Genomic DNA, 17,994 nt, shown 5'->3' with positions numbered 1-17,994 from the left:
GGTGTGCTTCGAAATTATGCTTTTTAGGGCCTTTTTTAGCTTCGTAAAATGAAAATAGAATTTAAGTGGAAGTTATTACTTTTTTTCTATATTTGTTCCCACATAAGACGATATTGCGGTTGAAACATCTAATATGCATATGGATAGGAGTCTGTCTCTTGTGTGCAAGTTTGCAGAAGGCGGGTGCTACAGCTGTTCCCCGGTCGTATGCAGGGCAGAGAGCTTATGCGGATTCCATTATGGACAAAGTCATCTTCTTTGCGCCTTTTTATGAGCGCATTGTCGATGAGTATAAGGCGGAGCTCTATATAAAGGGTTGGGCGAATATCCGTAAGAAGAATCGTTTGCTTCGCTTTATCCCTTCCATGTTTCGCATGAAGAAAGGTGTGCGGGAGTATATGATGGAAACACACAGCGAACTGCACTATACCGCCCCTGATATTTACGACCAGAAGGTGAAGGCAAGTGTAGGTACTACTTCCGAACTTTGGGAGTTAGACGGTCGTTTGCTCGAATACTTTCATATCAATATTTATTCTTCCACCTTATTATATGATAAACTTCTGTCTCCGTTGGCAGCCAATGCCAAGAAGTACTACACTTATTATGTAGACTCCATAATGGGTGAAGTGCATAACCGTGAGTTTCGTATTCGTTTTATGCCGAAGAGTAAGAGTTTTCAGCTTGTGGGTGGCTATATGATTGTCAGTGATAACGTATGGAGCGTGCGTGAAATACGTTTTTCGGGGCGTTCCGAATTGCTTCGCTTTAATAATCTGGTGAAGTTGGGCAAGGTGGGAAGCAGCGACGAGTTCTTGCCCGTTCATTTCAATGTCGATGCCACTTTCCGTTTGCTGGGTAATGTGGTGGACGGCAGCTATACGGCAATGCTCAACTATAAAGATATTCGTCAGCATGCTCCTGCAGCTGCAGTCAAGCGGAATAGGCTTAAGAGCAAATACGATTTGTCCGAGTCTTATACCCTTTTGACGGATACGAACGCCTATCAGCGTGACACGGCCTATTTCAATACTTTGCGTCCCATTCCGTTGACTTCGCATGAGCAGAAGTTGTATGAGGATTTCTTTTTGCGCCGTGATACACTTCTTTATAAGCGGAAGCCCAAAAACAAGCGGCTGGAGTTTTGGGGGCAGATAGGGGATGCGTTGGTCAGCCGGTATACCGTAGACCTTGCCAAGATGGGAAGTGTGCGTTGCTCGCCTATCATCAACCCTTTGTTGTTAAGTTATAGCGGTAGCAACGGTTTCTCCTATCGCCAGGAGTTTAAATACAACCGTTTGTTTACGGGAGATCGCTTGTTGCGTGTCGTCCCCAAGTTAGGTTATAACTTCAAGCGGAAAGAGTTTTATTGGTCAATCAATTCTGATTTCGATTACTGGCCTCGCAAACGCGCGGCCCTGCACGTCAGTGTGGGTAATGGTAACCGTATTTATAGCAGTGATGTGCTGGATGACCTGAAAGCTATTCCCGACAGCATCTTCGATTTTGACCAGATTCATTTGGATTATTTCAAGGATTTATATTTACAGATACGCCATAGCTGGGAGATTGTAAACGGGCTGACCTTGGACGTGGGACTTTCTTTGCATCGGCGTACGGAAGTGGAGCGTTCAAAGTTTGTTCTTGTCTATCCCGATACTCCGAATGTGATGTCAACAGGCATCTCGCCCATTTATCCGGGTTTTGACCCTTCAATTCTGAAAAAGTTCCGTCACAGTTATAACAGCTTTGCACCTCGTGTACGAGTCACGTGGACTCCCGGTCAGTATTATTACATGAGTGGTGATCGTAAAATTAATCTTCATTCCAAATACCCTACAGTTTCTGTGGACTGGGAACGTGGTATCAGTGGGGTTATGAACAGCACCGGAAAGTACGAACGCATAGAAGTGGACTTCCAGCACAACATTCCTTTGGGACTGATGCGTGACATTTATTACCGCTTTGGTTGGGGAGCTTTTACGAATCAGAAGGAACTCTATTTTGTGGATTTCGCCAATTTGGCACGCTCCAATCTTCCTGTCGGTTGGAATGATGAAATCGGCGGAGTATTTCAGTTGCTCGACGGACGCTGGTACAACTCGTCCCGTAAGTATGTTCGCGGGCATTTCACGTACGAAGCGCCCTTCCTCTTGCTGCGTCACTTGAAGAAGTATACCCAGTATGTACTGAATGAGCGTTTGTATCTGAATGCTTTGGTTGTTCCTCACTTGAATCCCTATCTTGAAGTCGGATATGGCATCGGTACGCATATCTTCGACTTTGGCGTTTTTGCGAGCTTTGCAAACTGGAAGTATCAGGAAGTAGGAGTCAAGTTTACGTTTGAGTTATTCAATAGGTAAACAGAAATGGGAGATTATAGGAATTTATACTTTATCTTTGTCGCAAAAATTTAAGGTTATGGGAATCGTAATAGGTATAGACGTAGGTGGAAGTACCACTAAAATCGTTGGAATCAATAAGGGGCAGATACAGTCTCCGATGTTCATAACGGCGGCAGACCCGGTGACTTCCCTGTTCGGAGCGTTCGGCAAGTATATCTATGATAACGGAATTCAGTTGTCTGATGTAGAGCAGGTGATGCTGACCGGTGTGGGCAGTGCATTTGTGGACAGTCCGCTTTACGGGCTTCCCACCCGCAAGACGGATGAGTTCATAGCCAACGGGCTGGGTGCGCGCCATGCTACGGACATAGACCAATTGATGGTTGTCAGCATGGGAACAGGTACATCCTTTGTGAAAATCAACGGGGATGAAATCCAGCATATCGGCGGTATGGGCATCGGCGGAGGAACTTTGCAAGGACTTTCGCGCTTGTTGCTCAAAACGCACGACATTCATCAGGTGGCTGATTTGGCTGCAAAAGGCGATGTGACCCGTGTCAATCTGCAAATCGGTGACATCTGCAACAATGCATTGCCCGATTTACCCGTGTCTGCCACTGCCTCATTGTTCGGAAAGGCCGACAGTAATGCTTCGCAGGAAGACATAGCCTGCGGCATCATTTATACCGTACTCCAGACGATAGGCGGTGCGGCTGTCCTTTCCGCTTTGAACAGTCCGGTGAAGGACTTTGTGCTGATAGGCAATCTTACCCAACTGCCGCAATGTAGGGAAGTGTTCCCGAAAATGGAAAGCATCTACCATGTCCGTTTCCACATCCCGCCCTATGCGGAATATCGCACGGCTATCGGAGCGGCTTTGGCATATATCAAAGAGAATTCCTAATATATATAAGGTATAAATCTTTGGAAATCGGGCGTAAAGAACGGATATTTTCAGAAAGAACTTTTTGTCATTCAAGAAAATACTCCTATCTTTGCGCCCGATTTAATATGAGTAAACATAAAGTCTCACTTAATTAACGAGTTAAACAATTTATTTATTAATGGAAAATTTAAAAAATGTCGCTCCCATTGAAGACTTCAACTGGGATGCTTACGAAAACGGCGAATCAGTAGCCAGTGCAAGCCACGAAGAACTGGAACAAGCGTATGACAACACGCTGAACAAAGTTAACGACCGCGAGGTAGTTGACGGAACCGTAATCGCAATGAACAAGCGTGAAGTAGTTGTGAACATCGGTTACAAATCAGACGGTATCATTCCTTTGAATGAATTCCGCTACAATCCTGATTTGAAAATTGGTGATACTGTAGAAGTATACATCGAAAATCAGGAAGACAAAAAAGGACAGTTGGTTCTGTCTCACCGCAAAGCTCGTGCTACCCGTTCTTGGGATCGCGTTAACGCAGCTTTGGAAAATGAAGAAATTATCAAGGGTTACATCAAGTGCCGCACTAAGGGTGGTATGATTGTTGACGTATTCGGTATCGAAGCATTCTTGCCGGGTTCTCAAATCGACGTTAAGCCTATCCGCGACTACGATGTATTCGTTGGCAAAACTATGGAATTCAAGGTTGTTAAAATCAATCAGGAATTCAAGAATGTCGTTGTATCTCACAAGGCTCTTATCGAAGCTGAACTGGAACAACAGAAGAAAGAAATCATCGGTAAACTCGAAAAAGGACAAGTTCTCGAAGGTACCGTTAAGAATATCACTTCCTATGGCGTATTTATCGACCTGGGCGGCGTAGACGGTTTGATTCACATCACAGACCTTTCTTGGGGCCGCGTTAGCGATCCGAAAGAAGTGGTTGAACTCGACCAGAAGCTCAACGTTGTTATCCTTGACTTCGACGATGAGAAGAAGCGTATCGCTCTCGGCTTGAAACAGCTTACTCCGCATCCTTGGGACGCTCTCGACCCGAACTTGAAGGTAGGCGACCACGTGAAGGGCAAAGTAGTCGTTATGGCTGACTACGGTGCATTCATCGAAATCGCTCCGGGCGTTGAAGGTTTGATTCACGTATCTGAAATGTCTTGGTCACAACACTTGCGTTCTGCACAAGACTTCATGAAGGTAGGTGACGAAGTTGAAGCAGTAGTTCTGACTTTGGACCGCGAAGAACGTAAGATGTCTTTGGGTATCAAGCAGCTGAAAGCTGATCCTTGGGAAACTATCGAAGAAAAATATCCTATCGCTTCTAAGCACACAGCTAAGGTTCGCAACTTCACTAACTTCGGTGTATTCGTAGAAATCGAAGAAGGTGTTGACGGATTGATTCACATCTCTGACCTGTCTTGGACTAAGAAGGTTAAACATCCTTCTGAATTCACTCAGATTGGTGCAGACATCGACGTACAGGTTCTGGAAATCGACAAAGAAAACCGTCGTTTGAGCTTGGGTCACAAGCAGCTCGAAGAGAATCCTTGGGATGTATTCGAAACTGTATTTACAGTAGGTTCAGTACACGAAGGTACTATCATCGAAATGTTGGATAAGGGTGCAGTAGTTGCTCTGCCTTATGGTGTAGAAGGTTTCGCTACTCCGAAACACCTCGTTAAGGAAGATGGCTCACAAGCTCAGTTGGACGAGAAACTCGAATTCAAAGTTATCGAGTTCAACAAGGACGCTAAGCGTATCATCCTGTCTCACAGCCGTATTTTCGAAGATGTAGCCAAGGCGGAAGAAAGAGCTGAGAAGAAGGCAGCTAAGAAGTCTACCGGTAAGAGAGAAGAAGCTCCCGCTTCAATCCAAAACCAGGCCGCTTCTACAACTCTGGGTGACATCGATGCTCTGGCAGCTTTGAAAGAGCAAATGGAAGCCGGAAAGAAGTAATTACTTCTATATATAAATAAGATGAAGGGTACTTGTGGTAAACACAAGTACCCTTTCTTTTTGGGAGTTGTGATGAATACCCTTATCTTTGCATCATCATGGAGAAATTTGAACTACATATTCTTGGCTCCGGTTCGGCATTGCCCACCACCCGCCATTTTCCTACTTCGCAGGTAGTGAACTTACGTGATAAATTGTTTATGATAGACTGCGGTGAAGGTGCACAGCTGCAATTCAGGAAGTCACGTCTCAAGTTCTCGCGTCTGAACCGTATCTTTATTTCCCACCTGCATGGTGATCACTGTTTCGGGTTGCTGGGACTTATATCTACGCTTAATCTCTTGGGACGTACGGCGGACTTGCATATCCATTCCCCTAAAGGACTGGAAGAGCTTCTTACTCCGATGCTTGCTTTTTTCAACCATCAGATGACTTACAAGATATTCTTCCATGAGTTCGGAACGAAAGAAGCTGCCTTGATTTACGAAGACCGTTCGCTGACGGTGACCACCATTCCTTTGCGTCACCGCTTGCCTTGTTGCGGGTTCCTGTTTGCCGAGAAGCCGCGTCCCAACCATATCCTGCGTGATATGGCAGACTTCTACCACGTGCCGGTGTACGAACTGAACCGCATTAAGAACGGTGCAGACTACATCACACCGGAAGGAGAGGTAATACCCAATGCCCGTCTCACCCGTCCTTCGGCAGCTCCGCGTCGCTATGCCTATTGTTCGGACACGATTTATCTTCCCTCTATAACGGAGCAGATAAAGGGGGTGGATTTGCTTTTCCATGAAGCCACTTTTGCCGAAGATGCCGCCCCGCGCGCCAAAGAAACATTCCATACCACTGCCTCGCAAGCCGCGCAAATAGCCCGTGACGCGGAAGTGAAGAAATTGCTGATAGGTCATTTCTCGGCCCGCTATGATGATGAGCAGGTATTGCTGGATGAGGCTCGCGCAGTCTTTCCGGATACGCAGCTTGCTAAAGAAACGCTTTGCATATCGGTGTGAATTAAACTTTTACTATCTTTGCTTCCCGAAAGCTATAAATGTGAATAGAATATATGAATTCTTCTTATAATGAACGCGAAGTGTTGGCGCTTCTTCAAGAGGAGAGTACGCAGAAGCGGGGATTCGAGATGATTGTTGCACAATACAGTGAACAGTTATACTGGCAAATCCGGCGCATGGTACTTTCACATGAGGATGCCAACGACTTGCTTCAGAATACCTTTATCAAGGCATGGGTCAATATTGATTACTTCCGGGCAGAGGCCAAGCTTTCTACCTGGCTCTATCGTATTGCCCTGAACGAGTGCCTCACTTTCCTGAACAAACAGAGGGCTGCCAATACCGTTTCGTTGGACGACCCCGAAGCCGATGCTCTTCAGAAGTTGGAGAGCGATCCTTACTTCTCGGGCGACAAGGTTCAAATGGCTTTGCAGAAGGCTTTGCTCACATTGCCCGAAAAGCAGCGTATGGTGTTCAACCTGAAGTACTACCAAGAAATGAAATACGAGCAAATGTCCGATATCTTCGGTACTTCGGTGGGGGCTTTGAAAGCATCCTATCATCATGCGGTGAAAAAAATAGAGAAGATATTGGGAGAAGATGATTAAACCTTTAACGTGAAAAAATGTCTAACCAAACAGAGAGGAGAAGAGCTTATGAAAGAAGAAGATAACATACTCAGGAAGATAGGGAGGGAAAATGCTTTCCACGTTCCCGAAGGGTATTTTGAGAGCTTCACTTCGGAGGTTATGAACCGGCTTCCCGAAAAGGAGAAACCCGCTTTCGAGAAGAAAGAGGTTACGATGTGGGAAAGAGTAAAACCGTGGGTGTATATGGCGGCTATGTTTGTAGGCGCGGCGTTGATAATCCGCGTGGCTTCCTCCAACCATACGCCGGATGAAACAGACCGTATGGCTGCCGATGAAGCGGAAACAGAAATGGAATATATCAATATGGCGGTGGACAACTCCATGCTTGATGATTATTCATTGTATGTCTATCTGGCCGATTCCGGTGCAGAATGACTTATGGACAACTTTAACTGATTGAAAAATAAATGAAAAAGCTGATTGTTTTATTAGTTATGATGTGCAGTTTCGCACCGGTACTCCGGGCTGCGGACGGATGCGACCAACATTTGTCTCCCACCGAGTTTCGTGCCAAGCAGAAAGCATATATTACAGAGAAAGCCGGGCTGACAAAGGAAGAGGCGGCTAAGTTTTTCCCCCTTTACTTTGAATTGCAGGACAAGAAGAAAGAACAAAACGATAAAGCATGGAGTTTGATTCGTCAGGGAAAAGACGAAAAGACTACTGAAGCCCAATATAACGCAATAATGGAAGGAGTGTACGATGCGCGTATCGCTTCCGACCATTTGGACAAATCTTATTTTGGAAGGTTCAAGAAGATATTGTCCGCCAAGAAACTCTATCTGGTGCAGAAGGCTGAAATGCGTTTCCATCGGGACTTGCTGAAAGGTATGCGCCATAACGGCGACAATAAAGACAGGGCTCCGAAACGCCAATCGGGCAAGAAATAAAAACACATCATCTGTTTGCATGAAACGGATGATGTGTTGAGGTCTGATAGACTATCTGTTTGGGTCAAACAGATAGTCTATTTTTTATTCTCCAATGCTTTGGCTTCTTCCCATAGTTTGTCCATTTCTGCCAGCGTCATATCGTGCAGGTTTTTTCCTTCTTTGATGCTGTGCGCTTCTACATAGTTGAAGCGGCGGATAAACTTCTGATTGGTATGTTCCAGTGCATTGTCCGGATTTATTTTGTACAGGCGTGCGGCGTTGATGAGACTGAACATCACATCTCCGAACTCTTCTTCCGCTTTCTGCTTGTCCATATGGGCTACTTCTGCTTGGAATTCCTGTATTTCTTCTTTCACCTTATCCCATACCTGTTCGCGTTCTTCCCAGTCGAACCCGACATTGCGGGCTTTATCCTGAATGCGGTATGCCTTGATGAGCGAGGGAAGGGCGGCTGGCACACCGCTTAGCACGGTTTTGTTGCCGCCTTTCTCTTTGAGCTTCAGCTGTTCCCAGTTCTCGGATACTTGTCCGGCAGTCTCAGCTTTCACATCGCCAAATACGTGGGGATGGCGGAAGATGAGTTTCTCGCAAAGGCGGTCGCAGACATCTTTTATGTCAAAATCTCCGGTTTCCGAACCAATCTTGGCATAGAAAGCTACGTGGAGCAGTACGTCTCCCAACTCCTTGCAGATGTCCTGCTTGTCATCGCGCATCAGGGCGTCACAAAGTTCATAAGTCTCTTCAATGGTGTTGGGACGCAGGCTTTCATTCGTCTGCTTCTTGTCCCAAGGACATTTTACCCGCAGTTCGTCGAGTATGTCGAGGAAGCGGCCGAAGGCTTCCATTTGTTCTTTTCTTGTAGACATTATTTTGATATTACAGTTTAAGTATTAAAGTGAATCAGGAGTTAACTCCCGACTCTTATTGTTTACAGGTTTGTTGTCATACGAAATCAGCAGTCCTATCACTTCCGAATAGTTTTTCCGTCCGCTTTCTATCTTGTTCCCTTTCAGGTATAAGTCATATATAAGGTTCTGGATGTCACCGATTATGGGGTTATACTTCTTCATCCAGTACTCACTGTTCTTCTTAGCCAGTTCGATAATCTCCGGACGTATGCGCCGGAGGAGTTGTGTGTATTTTTCTTCGTCCATAAGTCGGCGGGCATTGCCCAGCACGTGCGGCAGTATAGAGAGATAACCGCTGAAGCGGATACCTTGTATCTGCGAACGTGTACATACTTGGTAGGCATAGAAGTTAGCTTCCGCCTCACTGGTGATACCTAACAAGTGGGCAAGTTCATGGGCATAGGTAGCGGGATATTGTACGGGAAGTAAATCTCCGTTCAAGGTAAACTCGCAGAAGAAAGGTCCCATGCTGCCTGTGACGCCTACCATGGAAATCAACGGAGTGAACAACATGGTCTTTACGCGGGGCGATGGATGAAAGGGGCGATGCACACCTAAGGAATCACTGATTTGATGGTATGCCCGTACGCTTTCGCTACGAACCGATTCCTTGTTGATAGACGTAAGGCCGGTGTAGGAATTATTCAGGTTCTCGATATAATTGTCCGTAAATTTTTGAAAAATATCAGGGGTGTAGGCGGTATAAGGGATGTGTGTCCGTTCGTAAAAGTTCTTTTGCGAGTAGTTCAGCCCCCATGCCAGATAGAACCATACGTACACCCACAAAAGGTACTTTACATCTTCCAGCAAGATGTGTTTCCACTTCTGTTTGCGGATGCAACGCGCATAGACGGGGTAGAGAAGTACACCGGCAATGCTTAGCGCAATGAACAGGTCGCCGATGGCAAACGGGACAAGGCATGAGAAAGAAGAAAGCCCTTGCGCGATAAACGGATATACGTGCTTGGCATAGATGTCTCCCCAGCCGGGCACCATCTGTACACACCACACAAGCAGCAAAAAAAATATCAAAAGCAATGAACTGCTCTTGATTCTTATTCCCGATATTGTTAGGCTGCGTTTCATCATTCTCTATGTTCTTAGGACTTCATTCCGGGTACAAGCCTTTGGTACTTTCAGTTTCATGCGTTGAAACTCCCGGTTTTGTTTGTTGAAACTCGTGCGGTACTGCGTGCTTGTTCCGGAAACTCCGTGTAAAATCATCATTTGTAGAGCAAAGGTATACAATTCTTTTCATTGCTTTTGCCGGATAAAGCTATTAATTTATTAATTTTGCGCCCATTATAACAAAATATAGATTTTAGAAACATGGAATTAGCAAGTAAGTACAATCCCGCTGACGTAGAGGGAAAGTGGTACCAGTATTGGTTGGACCACAAATTATTCAGTTCTAAACCCGATGGTCGTGAGCCCTACACCATCGTCATCCCGCCCCCCAACGTCACCGGTGTGCTCCACATGGGACACATGCTTAATAATACCATTCAAGATATCCTTGTACGTCGTGCCCGTATGGAAGGCAAAAATGCCTGTTGGGTTCCGGGTACGGACCACGCTTCCATTGCCACTGAGGCCAAAGTTGTGAACAAACTTGCCGCACAGGGCATCAAGAAAACAGACCTGACCCGCGATGAATTCCTCAAGCACGCTTGGGAATGGACGGACGAGCACGGCGGCATCATCCTGAAACAGCTTCGCAAGCTGGGTGCTTCCTGCGACTGGGACCGTACTGCCTTTACCATGGACGAGAAACGCAGCGAAAGCGTGCTCAAAGTATTTGTAGACCTCTACAACAAAGGGCTGATTTATCGCGGCGTGCGTATGGTGAACTGGGACCCGAAAGCCCTTACCGCCCTCAGCGACGAGGAGGTTGTCTACAAGGAAGAACATAGCAAGCTGTATTACCTGAGATATTACGTTGCCGATGATGATATGTCCGGTGAGACGGGAGTCGAGGGAGAAGTCGTTCACCGCGATGCTTCCGGTAAGCGTTATGCCGTAGTGGCTACTACACGCCCCGAAACAATCATGGGCGATACGGCGATGTGCATCAATCCTGCCGACCCGAAGAACCAGTGGTTGAAGGGCAAGAAAGTGATTGTGCCGTTGGTGAACCGTGTTATCCCCGTTATTCAGGATGATTATGTAGACGTGGAGTTCGGTACGGGTTGTCTGAAGGTAACCCCTGCACACGACGTCAATGACTATATGCTGGGCGAGAAATACAACCTGCCTACTATCGACATTTTCAATGACAACGGTACACTGAGCGAAGCTGCCGAACTCTATGTCGGTATGGATCGCTTCGATGTACGCGAACAGATAGAGAAAGACTTGCAGAGTGCCGGACTGTTGGAAAAGGTGGAAGCCTACACCAACAAGGTGGGCTTCTCCGAACGTACCAACGTGGCAATCGAGCCGAAGCTCTCCATGCAATGGTTCCTCAAGATGCAGCACTTTGCCGATATGGCCCTGCCTCCGGTAATGAACGATGAGTTGAAATTCTATCCTGCCAAATATAAGAACACGTATAAGAACTGGTTGGAGAACATCAAAGACTGGTGCATCAGCCGCCAGTTATGGTGGGGACACCGTATTCCCGCTTACTTCCTGCCGGAAGGCGGATATGTGGTAGCCGCCACTCCCGAAGAGGCTTTGAAGCTGGCACGGGAAAAGACCGGAAATCCTGCCCTTAAACCGGAGGATTTGCGTCAGGACGAGGACTGTCTCGACACTTGGTTCTCTTCTTGGCTGTGGCCCATCTCTTTGTTCGACGGTATCCTGAATCCGGGTAACGAAGAAATCAACTATTATTATCCCACCAGTGACCTCGTGACGGGTCCGGACATCATTTTCTTCTGGGTGGCGCGCATGATTATGGCGGGTTATGAATACGAAGGCAAGATGCCGTTCAAGAACGTCTACTTCACGGGTATCGTTCGTGACAAACTGGGACGCAAGATGTCCAAGTCGCTCGGCAACTCACCCGACCCGCTGGACTTGATAGCTACCTACGGTGCCGACGGTGTACGTATGGGTATGATGCTTTCGGCTCCTGCCGGCAATGACATCCTTTTTGACGATGCGCTTTGCGAACAGGGACGTAACTTCAACAATAAGATATGGAACGCTTTCCGTCTGGTGAAGGGTTGGAGGGTAGACGATACCAAGCCGGTTCCCGAAGCTGCGCGCTTAGCTGCCGAATGGTTTGAATCCAAACAGAATGAAGTGGCTGCCGAAGTGGCCGACCTTTTCAGCAAATATCGCCTGAGTGAGGCCTTGATGGCAATCTATAAGCTGTTCTGGGATGAGTTTTCTTCTTGGTATTTGGAAATCATCAAGCCGGCCTATGGTGAGGGTATCTCCGGTTACATCCATGACTGTACATTGCGTTTCTTCGATAACTTGCTGCACTTGTTGCACCCCTTTATGCCATTCATTACAGAGGAAATCTGGCAACATCTCTATGACCGTACGGAGGAGGAGATTGAAGAAGAACACATCAGTCTGATGGTGGACAGAATGACGATAGACACTGCGGTTTGCAAAGATTTGCTTGTTCGTTTTGAAGTGGTGAAAGAAGTTATCAGTAACGTACGCTCCATCCGTTTGCAGAAGAACATTGCCCAAAAAGAGGCTTTGGAGCTGCAGATTGTCGGTGAGAACCCGGTAGCGGCTTTCGATGCTGTCATTATGAAGATGTGTAACCTCTCTGCCGTAACCGTAGTTGAGGCTAAGGCTGACGGTGCCGCCGCTTTCATGGTGGGTACAACGGAATACGCCGTTCCTTTGGGCAATATGATTGATGTAGAAGCCGAGATAGCCCGTATGGAAGCCGAACTGAAGCATAAGGAAGGTTTCTTGCAAGGTGTCTTGAAGAAGCTCGGCAACGAGAAGTTTGTGAATAATGCTCCCGCTGCCGTTATTGAGATGGAACGCAAGAAGCAGGCGGATGCAGAGAGCATCATCAACTCACTGAAGGAAAGTATCGCCGCTTTGAAGAAAGCGTAACACACACCTCTGATATAAAAGAAAAGGTCCGGACTTCAATCAAAGTCCGGACCTTTTTTATTTGGGTTGTATTATTCGTTATTTCTCCAATAAATCTTTCAGGAAAGCGTCCAACTCCTCATCCAATCCTTTCAGTAATTCTTCGTTTACCAGCAAGGTGTCATCATCCAACAGTAAAAGTTCGGCTATGGTTTCTTTGTCGTCATCTACCAGTACGAAGGAGAAAGGTTTCATGATGGTCAGCTTGTCGAAGATGCCTTGATTCTTCATGTTGCAGAGCAGGCTACTTAAGATACGCTCTATATTTTCGTAGAAATCATCGTTTTCGTAAGTCATCCATTCTTCAATGGTGGCATTGGCAAGTTCTTGGTCATCATCATCGAATAGGAAGAATTCGCCCGAATTTTGGTTGGCTTGCAGATGAATATCCGTAACGATGGTTTGTTCACAACCGCAAGTGTATTTGCCGATTGCCCGCTTGATAGTTTCTTCGAGGAGAGATAATGCCGATTGACTGAGTTTCATAATTGCTTTTCTTTACTAAATGGATGTTCAAAGGTAGAGAAAATAATTAATAATTGATTAATTAATACTGAAAAAAAAGAGAACACCGTCTATTTAGTCATTATTGAATCGCTGCATTTGCATATTTAGGCGGGATAAGCCTTCTTTTCGTTTCTCTAATTCGGATACGTAGAGGGTTGTAAGGACGTAGTAGGGGAGGTCGGACTGGGTGAGGTGAGTCAAATCTTTTTTATCCACGCCGTCCACAATGCGAGCTTCGGCTTGGGCTTTCAGCGCCCAGTCGGCAGCTTCGATTATGTTGTCCTGCATTTCGTAGCCCACTGCCAGATTATAAGCCGCCTGCATCTTTTTCTTTCCTTTCTTGGAGGCATAGGTCTGTTTCCACAATTCAATGGCTGTGTCCCATTTATTTTCCCTGACGTACACAGCGGCGTCACGCATATTTACAGAACCGCCGCAAAAGAGGTATCGGTTGGCTGTTTTCCAATAAGGCAGCAACTTCTTTACGGGTATGGTTCCGGCAAACTCGGAGGCTTGTTTTATTACATCTTCCTCGCTGATGAGGTGGGTCTGTACAAACGGTCCGTTCCCGGTTTCTTCCCAAAAGATGCTGTCCTTGCTACTGATAGTAACCATAGGAGTGCTACGGTTGGGCAGATAGACTCTGACGGTGGGGTATATCTTGGCGTCCACTGTTCCGTAGTAGATGCCCCAGTCGCGCATATATTTTATTTTGCGGGTTGTGCATATCTGTACGTTTTCCAGCGCGATGAGGAAGTCCACATCCAGATTATGTATCAACCGGTTCACTTCTTCCTGCGATAACACTCCTTCACGCGGAGTTATGTCGCGGGCGCGCAGGGCGGAGTCACAGATAACCACTTCGTTGAAGTAGTTCTCGTTGGCAAGGGACTGGGCGAGCGACTCGGTGGTGATAGCTGCATCACCGTTGTAATAGTCTACCTTCCGGGCTATTTCAAAGTCGTCTTTCTTCTTTTCTTTGGCAAGGATGGGCTTGTTTTCGGGTACTTCGGGCATATTGTTTACGATGGCCACTCGTTTCAGGCTTGCCGGGAAGCTGACGTCTGCGGGCATCATATAGTCGATGGAAAGCTGTTCAACGCTTTGGCAGCCTGCCAGAAGTAGCAGGCAAGACAGTAACAGATAATGAGAGTATTTAGTCATAGCCTTAATTCTTTGTTCTGAAAACAAAAGTAATCTTTTACTTGAATAAATAAAAGAGGATGTGCCAAAATGTAAAAGCCCTATCATTCAGTCATTCAGAGGAGCTTGTGACGAAGAATCTCTTCTCTTGTATGCAGAGAAGAGATTCTAACAGCTATCTTACGCATTTCTTCCGTGGCAATTCTTGTACTTCTTGCCGCTTCCGCAAGGACAAGGGTCATTACGTCCCACTGTCTTTTCAACACGGATAGGCTCGCGCTTCTGTTGTTCGCGCGTATCCTGTTGGGCGGCGGCCTGTTGGTTCGGATCGTTCAAGTCTTGCTTTTGTTCGCGGTACTTGCTTAAGTCCTGCCGTTGTTCGGGAGCGGCTTGGCGAACTTCCTGCGGTTCCTGTACAGGAATCTGTCCTCGCATCAGGATAGAAACGGTCTGATTGTTTATCTTGTCTACCATCGTATCGAACAGGTTCACTGACTCCAGCTTGTAAATCAACAACGGGTCTTTCTGTTCGTAGCTGGCGTTCTGTACGGAGTGCTTCAAGTCGTCCAGCTCGCGCAGGTTTTCCTTCCATGCTTCGTCGATGACGTGTAGCAGGATAGACTTCTCGAAGGCTTTCACCACTTCCTTGCATTCGCTGTCATAAGCGGCTTTCAGGTTGCAGGATATGTTGTACATACGTTTGCCGTCCGTGATGGGAATCAGGATGTTTTCGTACATATGTCCTTGGTTCTCGTACACTTGCTTGATAACCGGGTAAGCGATTTGCGCCATACGTTCGGTCTTGCGTTTGAAGAGTTCCATGGCGGCGTCGAAAGCCTTGTCGGCCAGCTTCTCTTTCTTCTCGTTGCGGAATCCCTCTTCGGTGAACGGAGTTTCCATGGCAAGCGTCTGGAGAAGATCCATTTTGCAGTCCTCGTAAGTGGGAGCTTCGATGGCGTTGACGCAGCGGTCCCAAATCATGTTCACGATATCCATACCGATACGTTCGCCCATCAGAGCGTGGCGACGTTTGGTGTAGACTACGGTACGCTGTTTGTTCATGACGTCATCGTACTCCAACAAACGTTTACGGATACCGAAGTTGTTTTCCTCCACTTTCTTCTGTGCGCGTTCGATAGACTTGGAAATCATGCTGTGCTCAATCATTTCGCCTTCCTTGAAACCGAGCTTGTCCATGACGCCGGCAATACGGTCGGAAGAGAACAGACGCATCAGGTCGTCTTCCAATGATACGAAGAATACGGATGAACCGGGGTCGCCCTGACGTCCGGCACGACCACGCAACTGGCGGTCTACACGACGTGACTCGTGACGCTCCGTACCGATAATGGCAAGACCGCCCGCAGCTTTTACTTCCGGGCTCAGCTTGATGTCCGTACCACGGCCCGCCATGTTGGTGGCGATGGTTACGGCGCAGCTCAAACCGGCTTTGGCGACGATGTCGGCTTCTTTCTGGTGCAGCTTCGCATTCAGCACGTTGTGCTCAATCTTGCGCATGGTCAACATCTTACTCAGCATTTCGGAGATTTCAACGGAAGTAGTACCCACCAAGACGGGGCGTCCGGCTTCTACCATCTTCTCAATCTCTTCGATGACGGCTTTATATTTTTCGCGTTTGGTTTTGTAAACGCGGTCGTTCATGTCATTACGGGCAATGGGGCGGTTGGTCGGGATAACGACTACATCCAGTTTGTAGATGTCCCAAAGTTCGCCCGCTTCCGTTTCGGCGGTACCGGTCATACCGGACAGCTTGTGATACATACGGAAGTAATTCTGCAAGGTAATCGTGGCAAAGGTCTGTGTGGCGGCTTCCACCTTCACGCCTTCTTTGGCTTCGATGGCCTGGTGCAAACCGTCGGAGTAGCGGCGGCCCTCCATGATACGTCCGGTCTGTTCGTCCACAATCTTCACCTGGCCGTCGATTACTACATATTCGTCGTCTTTCTCGAACATGGTGTAAGCCTTCAGCAACTGGTTGATGGTATGTACACGCTCGCTCTTGATGGCGAAGTTTGTCATAAGGGCATCTTTCTTGGCAAGGCGTTCCTCGTCTGTCAGTTCCTTTTCATTTTCCAGTTCGGAGAGTTGGGCGGTGATGTCGGGAAGCACGAAGAACGTGGGGTCTTCAGAGTTGCCGCTAATCAGGTCTACGCCCTTGTCGGTCAGGTCTACGCTGTTCAGTTTTTCTTCAATCACGAAATACAGCGGGTCGGTAACCTCGTGCATACGCTTGTTGTTCTGCTCCATGTAGATTTCCTCGGTCTTGAGCATACCGGCTTTGATGCCTTGCTCGCTGAGGAACTTAATCAGCGCCTTGTTCTTGGGCAAGCACTTGTGGCTGCGGTACAGGGCAAGGAAGCCCTCTTCCTGTTCTTTCTTGTCATCCGAAGCAATCAGGCGTTTGGCATCGGCAAGGTATTGCGTAGCCAGCTTCTTTTGTGCTTCTACCAGACGTTCCACTTGCGGACGGAGTTGCTCGAAGAGCTGGTCGTCGCCTTTGGGAACCGGACCGGAGATAATCAGCGGAGTACGGGCGTCGTCAATCAATACCGAGTCTACCTCATCGACGATGGCATAATTGTGCTGACGCTGTACAAGGTCTTTCGGGCTGATAGCCATATTGTCACGCAGGTAGTCGAAACCGAATTCGTTGTTCGTACCGAAAGTGATGTCGGCAAGATAAGCCTGGCGGCGTGCGTCGGAGTTGGGTTGGTGTCTGTCGATGCAATCCACGCTCAAGCCGTGGAACATATAGAGCGGGCCCATCCATTCGGAGTCACGTTTTGCCAGATAGTCGTTCACGGTTACTACGTGCACGCCGTTTCCGGTCAGTGCGTTGAGGAATACGGGCAGGGTGGCCACCAGGGTCTTACCTTCACCGGTTGCCATTTCCGCAATCTTGCCTTTGTGCAGTACCACGCCACCGAACAACTGTACGTCGTAGTGTACCATGTTCCACAAAGTATCGTTGCCGCCTGCCATCCAGTGGTTCTGGTAAATGGCTTTGTCACCCTCGATGCGTACAAAGTCTTTGGTAGCGGCCAGATGGCGGTCAAAGTCCGTAGCGGTTACTATGATTTCCTCATTTTCGGAGAAACGCTTGGCTGTTTCCTTCACGATAGAGAAGGCGACGGGCAGAACCTCGTCCAATGCCTTTTCGTAAATATCCAGTATTTCCTTTTCTATCTTGTCTATCTGGGCGAAGAGTTCTTCGCGTTCTTCCAGTTCGGTGCTTTCAACGCTTGCTTTCAGTTCTTCTACTTTGGCGCGTTGTTCTGTTGCCGAGTTGCGGATGTATGCTTTCAGTTCTTCTGTCTTGGCACGCAGGGCATCGTTGTCCAATGCGGCTACTTCCGGATAAGCGGCTTTTACTTTGTCTACCCACGGTTTTATTTCCTTCATGTCGCGGGTGGCTTTGTTGCCGAAAATCGAGCTTAAAATTTCATTAAATCCCATTATGTATTTGTTTTATTATTATTTACTAAGTTTAAAAGACGTGCAAAGTTACTGATTTTGCAACAGATAACGTAAAGTTACACAGATTATTTTAGGGGCTTTGTAAAACTTTGCGCCCTCTGTAGCGAG

General features: G+C 47.2%; 13 protein-coding genes. 8 read left to right on the top strand and 5 right to left on the bottom strand.

Annotated elements, in window-relative coordinates:
* The first annotated feature begins 110 nt into the window (after nt 1–110).
* The 7 genes from DW121_RS00300 to DW121_RS00270 all read left to right on the top strand — a co-directional run bounded on the left by DW121_RS00300 (nt 111) and on the right by DW121_RS00270 (nt 7,756).
* Entirely contained in the window at nt 111–2,363 is a 2,253-nt protein-coding gene (locus tag DW121_RS00300; RefSeq protein WP_187119994.1) for a DUF5686 family protein, read from the top strand.
* A gap of 58 nt (nt 2,364–2,421) precedes the next feature.
* The gene (gene coaW / locus DW121_RS00295; protein ID WP_117712910.1) at nt 2,422–3,249 is read left to right on the top strand and encodes a type II pantothenate kinase; all 828 of its coding nucleotides are present in this window, start codon (nt 2,422–2,424) and stop codon (nt 3,247–3,249) included.
* Nucleotides 3,250–3,409: 160 nt separating this feature from the next.
* Complete coding sequence (rpsA, locus tag DW121_RS00290) at nt 3,410–5,203, top strand: 30S ribosomal protein S1 (RefSeq protein WP_117712909.1); 1,794 nt, start codon at nt 3,410–3,412, stop codon at nt 5,201–5,203.
* Nucleotides 5,204–5,301: 98 nt separating this feature from the next.
* Entirely contained in the window at nt 5,302–6,216 is a 915-nt protein-coding gene (locus tag DW121_RS00285; RefSeq protein WP_118322647.1) for a ribonuclease Z, read from the top strand.
* Nucleotides 6,217–6,269: 53 nt separating this feature from the next.
* Entirely contained in the window at nt 6,270–6,824 is a 555-nt protein-coding gene (locus tag DW121_RS00280) for an RNA polymerase sigma factor (RefSeq protein ID WP_117712907.1), read from the top strand.
* 48 nt (nt 6,825–6,872) lie between these two features.
* A complete protein-coding gene (locus DW121_RS00275; protein WP_117712906.1) occupies nt 6,873–7,241 on the top strand; it encodes a hypothetical protein in 369 nt (122 codons plus the stop codon).
* A gap of 32 nt (nt 7,242–7,273) precedes the next feature.
* Nucleotides 7,274–7,756: a hypothetical protein gene (locus DW121_RS00270; RefSeq protein WP_117712905.1), complete on the top strand. Its 483-nt coding sequence runs from the start codon at nt 7,274–7,276 to the stop codon at nt 7,754–7,756.
* Nucleotides 7,757–7,833: 77 nt separating this feature from the next.
* Here DW121_RS00270 and mazG read toward each other — a convergent pair whose 3' ends face one another.
* A complete protein-coding gene (gene mazG, locus DW121_RS00265) occupies nt 7,834–8,628 on the bottom strand; it encodes a nucleoside triphosphate pyrophosphohydrolase (protein WP_118322644.1) in 795 nt (264 codons plus the stop codon).
* 21 nt (nt 8,629–8,649) lie between these two features.
* Nucleotides 8,650–9,753, bottom strand: coding sequence for a DUF3810 domain-containing protein (locus DW121_RS00260; RefSeq protein WP_118322918.1), 1,104 nt, complete (start codon nt 9,751–9,753; stop codon nt 8,650–8,652).
* A 243-nt stretch (nt 9,754–9,996) separates the two neighbouring features.
* On the opposite strand from DW121_RS00260, the gene DW121_RS00255 reads away from it, so the two are divergent.
* A complete protein-coding gene (locus DW121_RS00255) occupies nt 9,997–12,699 on the top strand; it encodes a valine--tRNA ligase (protein WP_118322641.1) in 2,703 nt (900 codons plus the stop codon).
* A 78-nt stretch (nt 12,700–12,777) separates the two neighbouring features.
* On the opposite strand, the gene DW121_RS00250 is transcribed toward DW121_RS00255, so the two are convergent.
* From DW121_RS00250 to secA, 3 genes are all read right to left on the bottom strand, one after another.
* Complete coding sequence (locus DW121_RS00250) at nt 12,778–13,224, bottom strand: hypothetical protein (protein WP_117712902.1); 447 nt, start codon at nt 13,222–13,224, stop codon at nt 12,778–12,780.
* 93 nt (nt 13,225–13,317) lie between these two features.
* Complete coding sequence (locus DW121_RS00245) at nt 13,318–14,409, bottom strand: DUF6340 family protein (RefSeq protein WP_117712901.1); 1,092 nt, start codon at nt 14,407–14,409, stop codon at nt 13,318–13,320.
* A gap of 159 nt (nt 14,410–14,568) precedes the next feature.
* The gene (secA, locus tag DW121_RS00240; protein ID WP_118322638.1) at nt 14,569–17,865 is read right to left on the bottom strand and encodes a preprotein translocase subunit SecA; all 3,297 of its coding nucleotides are present in this window, start codon (nt 17,863–17,865) and stop codon (nt 14,569–14,571) included.
* Nucleotides 17,866–17,994 lie beyond the last annotated feature (129 nt).

The organism is Bacteroides sp. AM10-21B (assembly GCF_003472565.1).
Classification (GTDB): domain Bacteria; phylum Bacteroidota; class Bacteroidia; order Bacteroidales; family Bacteroidaceae; genus Bacteroides; species Bacteroides propionicigenes.
This window is presented reverse-complemented; position numbering and strand designations above follow the sequence as displayed.

What these genes read in the sequence shown, in the direction of transcription:
- coaW (WP_117712910.1), top strand. Translation starts at nt 2,422, where the DNA reads ATGGGAATCGTAATAGGTATAGACGTAGGTGGAAGTACCACTAAAATC.
- rpsA (WP_117712909.1), top strand. Translation starts at nt 3,410, where the DNA reads ATGGAAAATTTAAAAAATGTCGCTCCCATTGAAGACTTCAACTGGGAT.
- DW121_RS00285 (WP_118322647.1), top strand. Translation starts at nt 5,302, where the DNA reads ATGGAGAAATTTGAACTACATATTCTTGGCTCCGGTTCGGCATTGCCC.
- DW121_RS00280 (WP_117712907.1), top strand. Translation starts at nt 6,270, where the DNA reads ATGAATTCTTCTTATAATGAACGCGAAGTGTTGGCGCTTCTTCAAGAG.
- DW121_RS00275 (WP_117712906.1), top strand. Translation starts at nt 6,873, where the DNA reads ATGAAAGAAGAAGATAACATACTCAGGAAGATAGGGAGGGAAAATGCT.
- DW121_RS00270 (WP_117712905.1), top strand. Translation starts at nt 7,274, where the DNA reads ATGAAAAAGCTGATTGTTTTATTAGTTATGATGTGCAGTTTCGCACCG.
- DW121_RS00260 (WP_118322918.1), bottom strand. Translation starts at nt 9,753, where the DNA reads ATGAAACGCAGCCTAACAATATCGGGAATAAGAATCAAGAGCAGTTCA.
- DW121_RS00255 (WP_118322641.1), top strand. Translation starts at nt 9,997, where the DNA reads ATGGAATTAGCAAGTAAGTACAATCCCGCTGACGTAGAGGGAAAGTGG.
- DW121_RS00250 (WP_117712902.1), bottom strand. Translation starts at nt 13,224, where the DNA reads ATGAAACTCAGTCAATCGGCATTATCTCTCCTCGAAGAAACTATCAAG.
- DW121_RS00245 (WP_117712901.1), bottom strand. Translation starts at nt 14,409, where the DNA reads ATGACTAAATACTCTCATTATCTGTTACTGTCTTGCCTGCTACTTCTG.
- secA (WP_118322638.1), bottom strand. Translation starts at nt 17,865, where the DNA reads ATGGGATTTAATGAAATTTTAAGCTCGATTTTCGGCAACAAAGCCACC.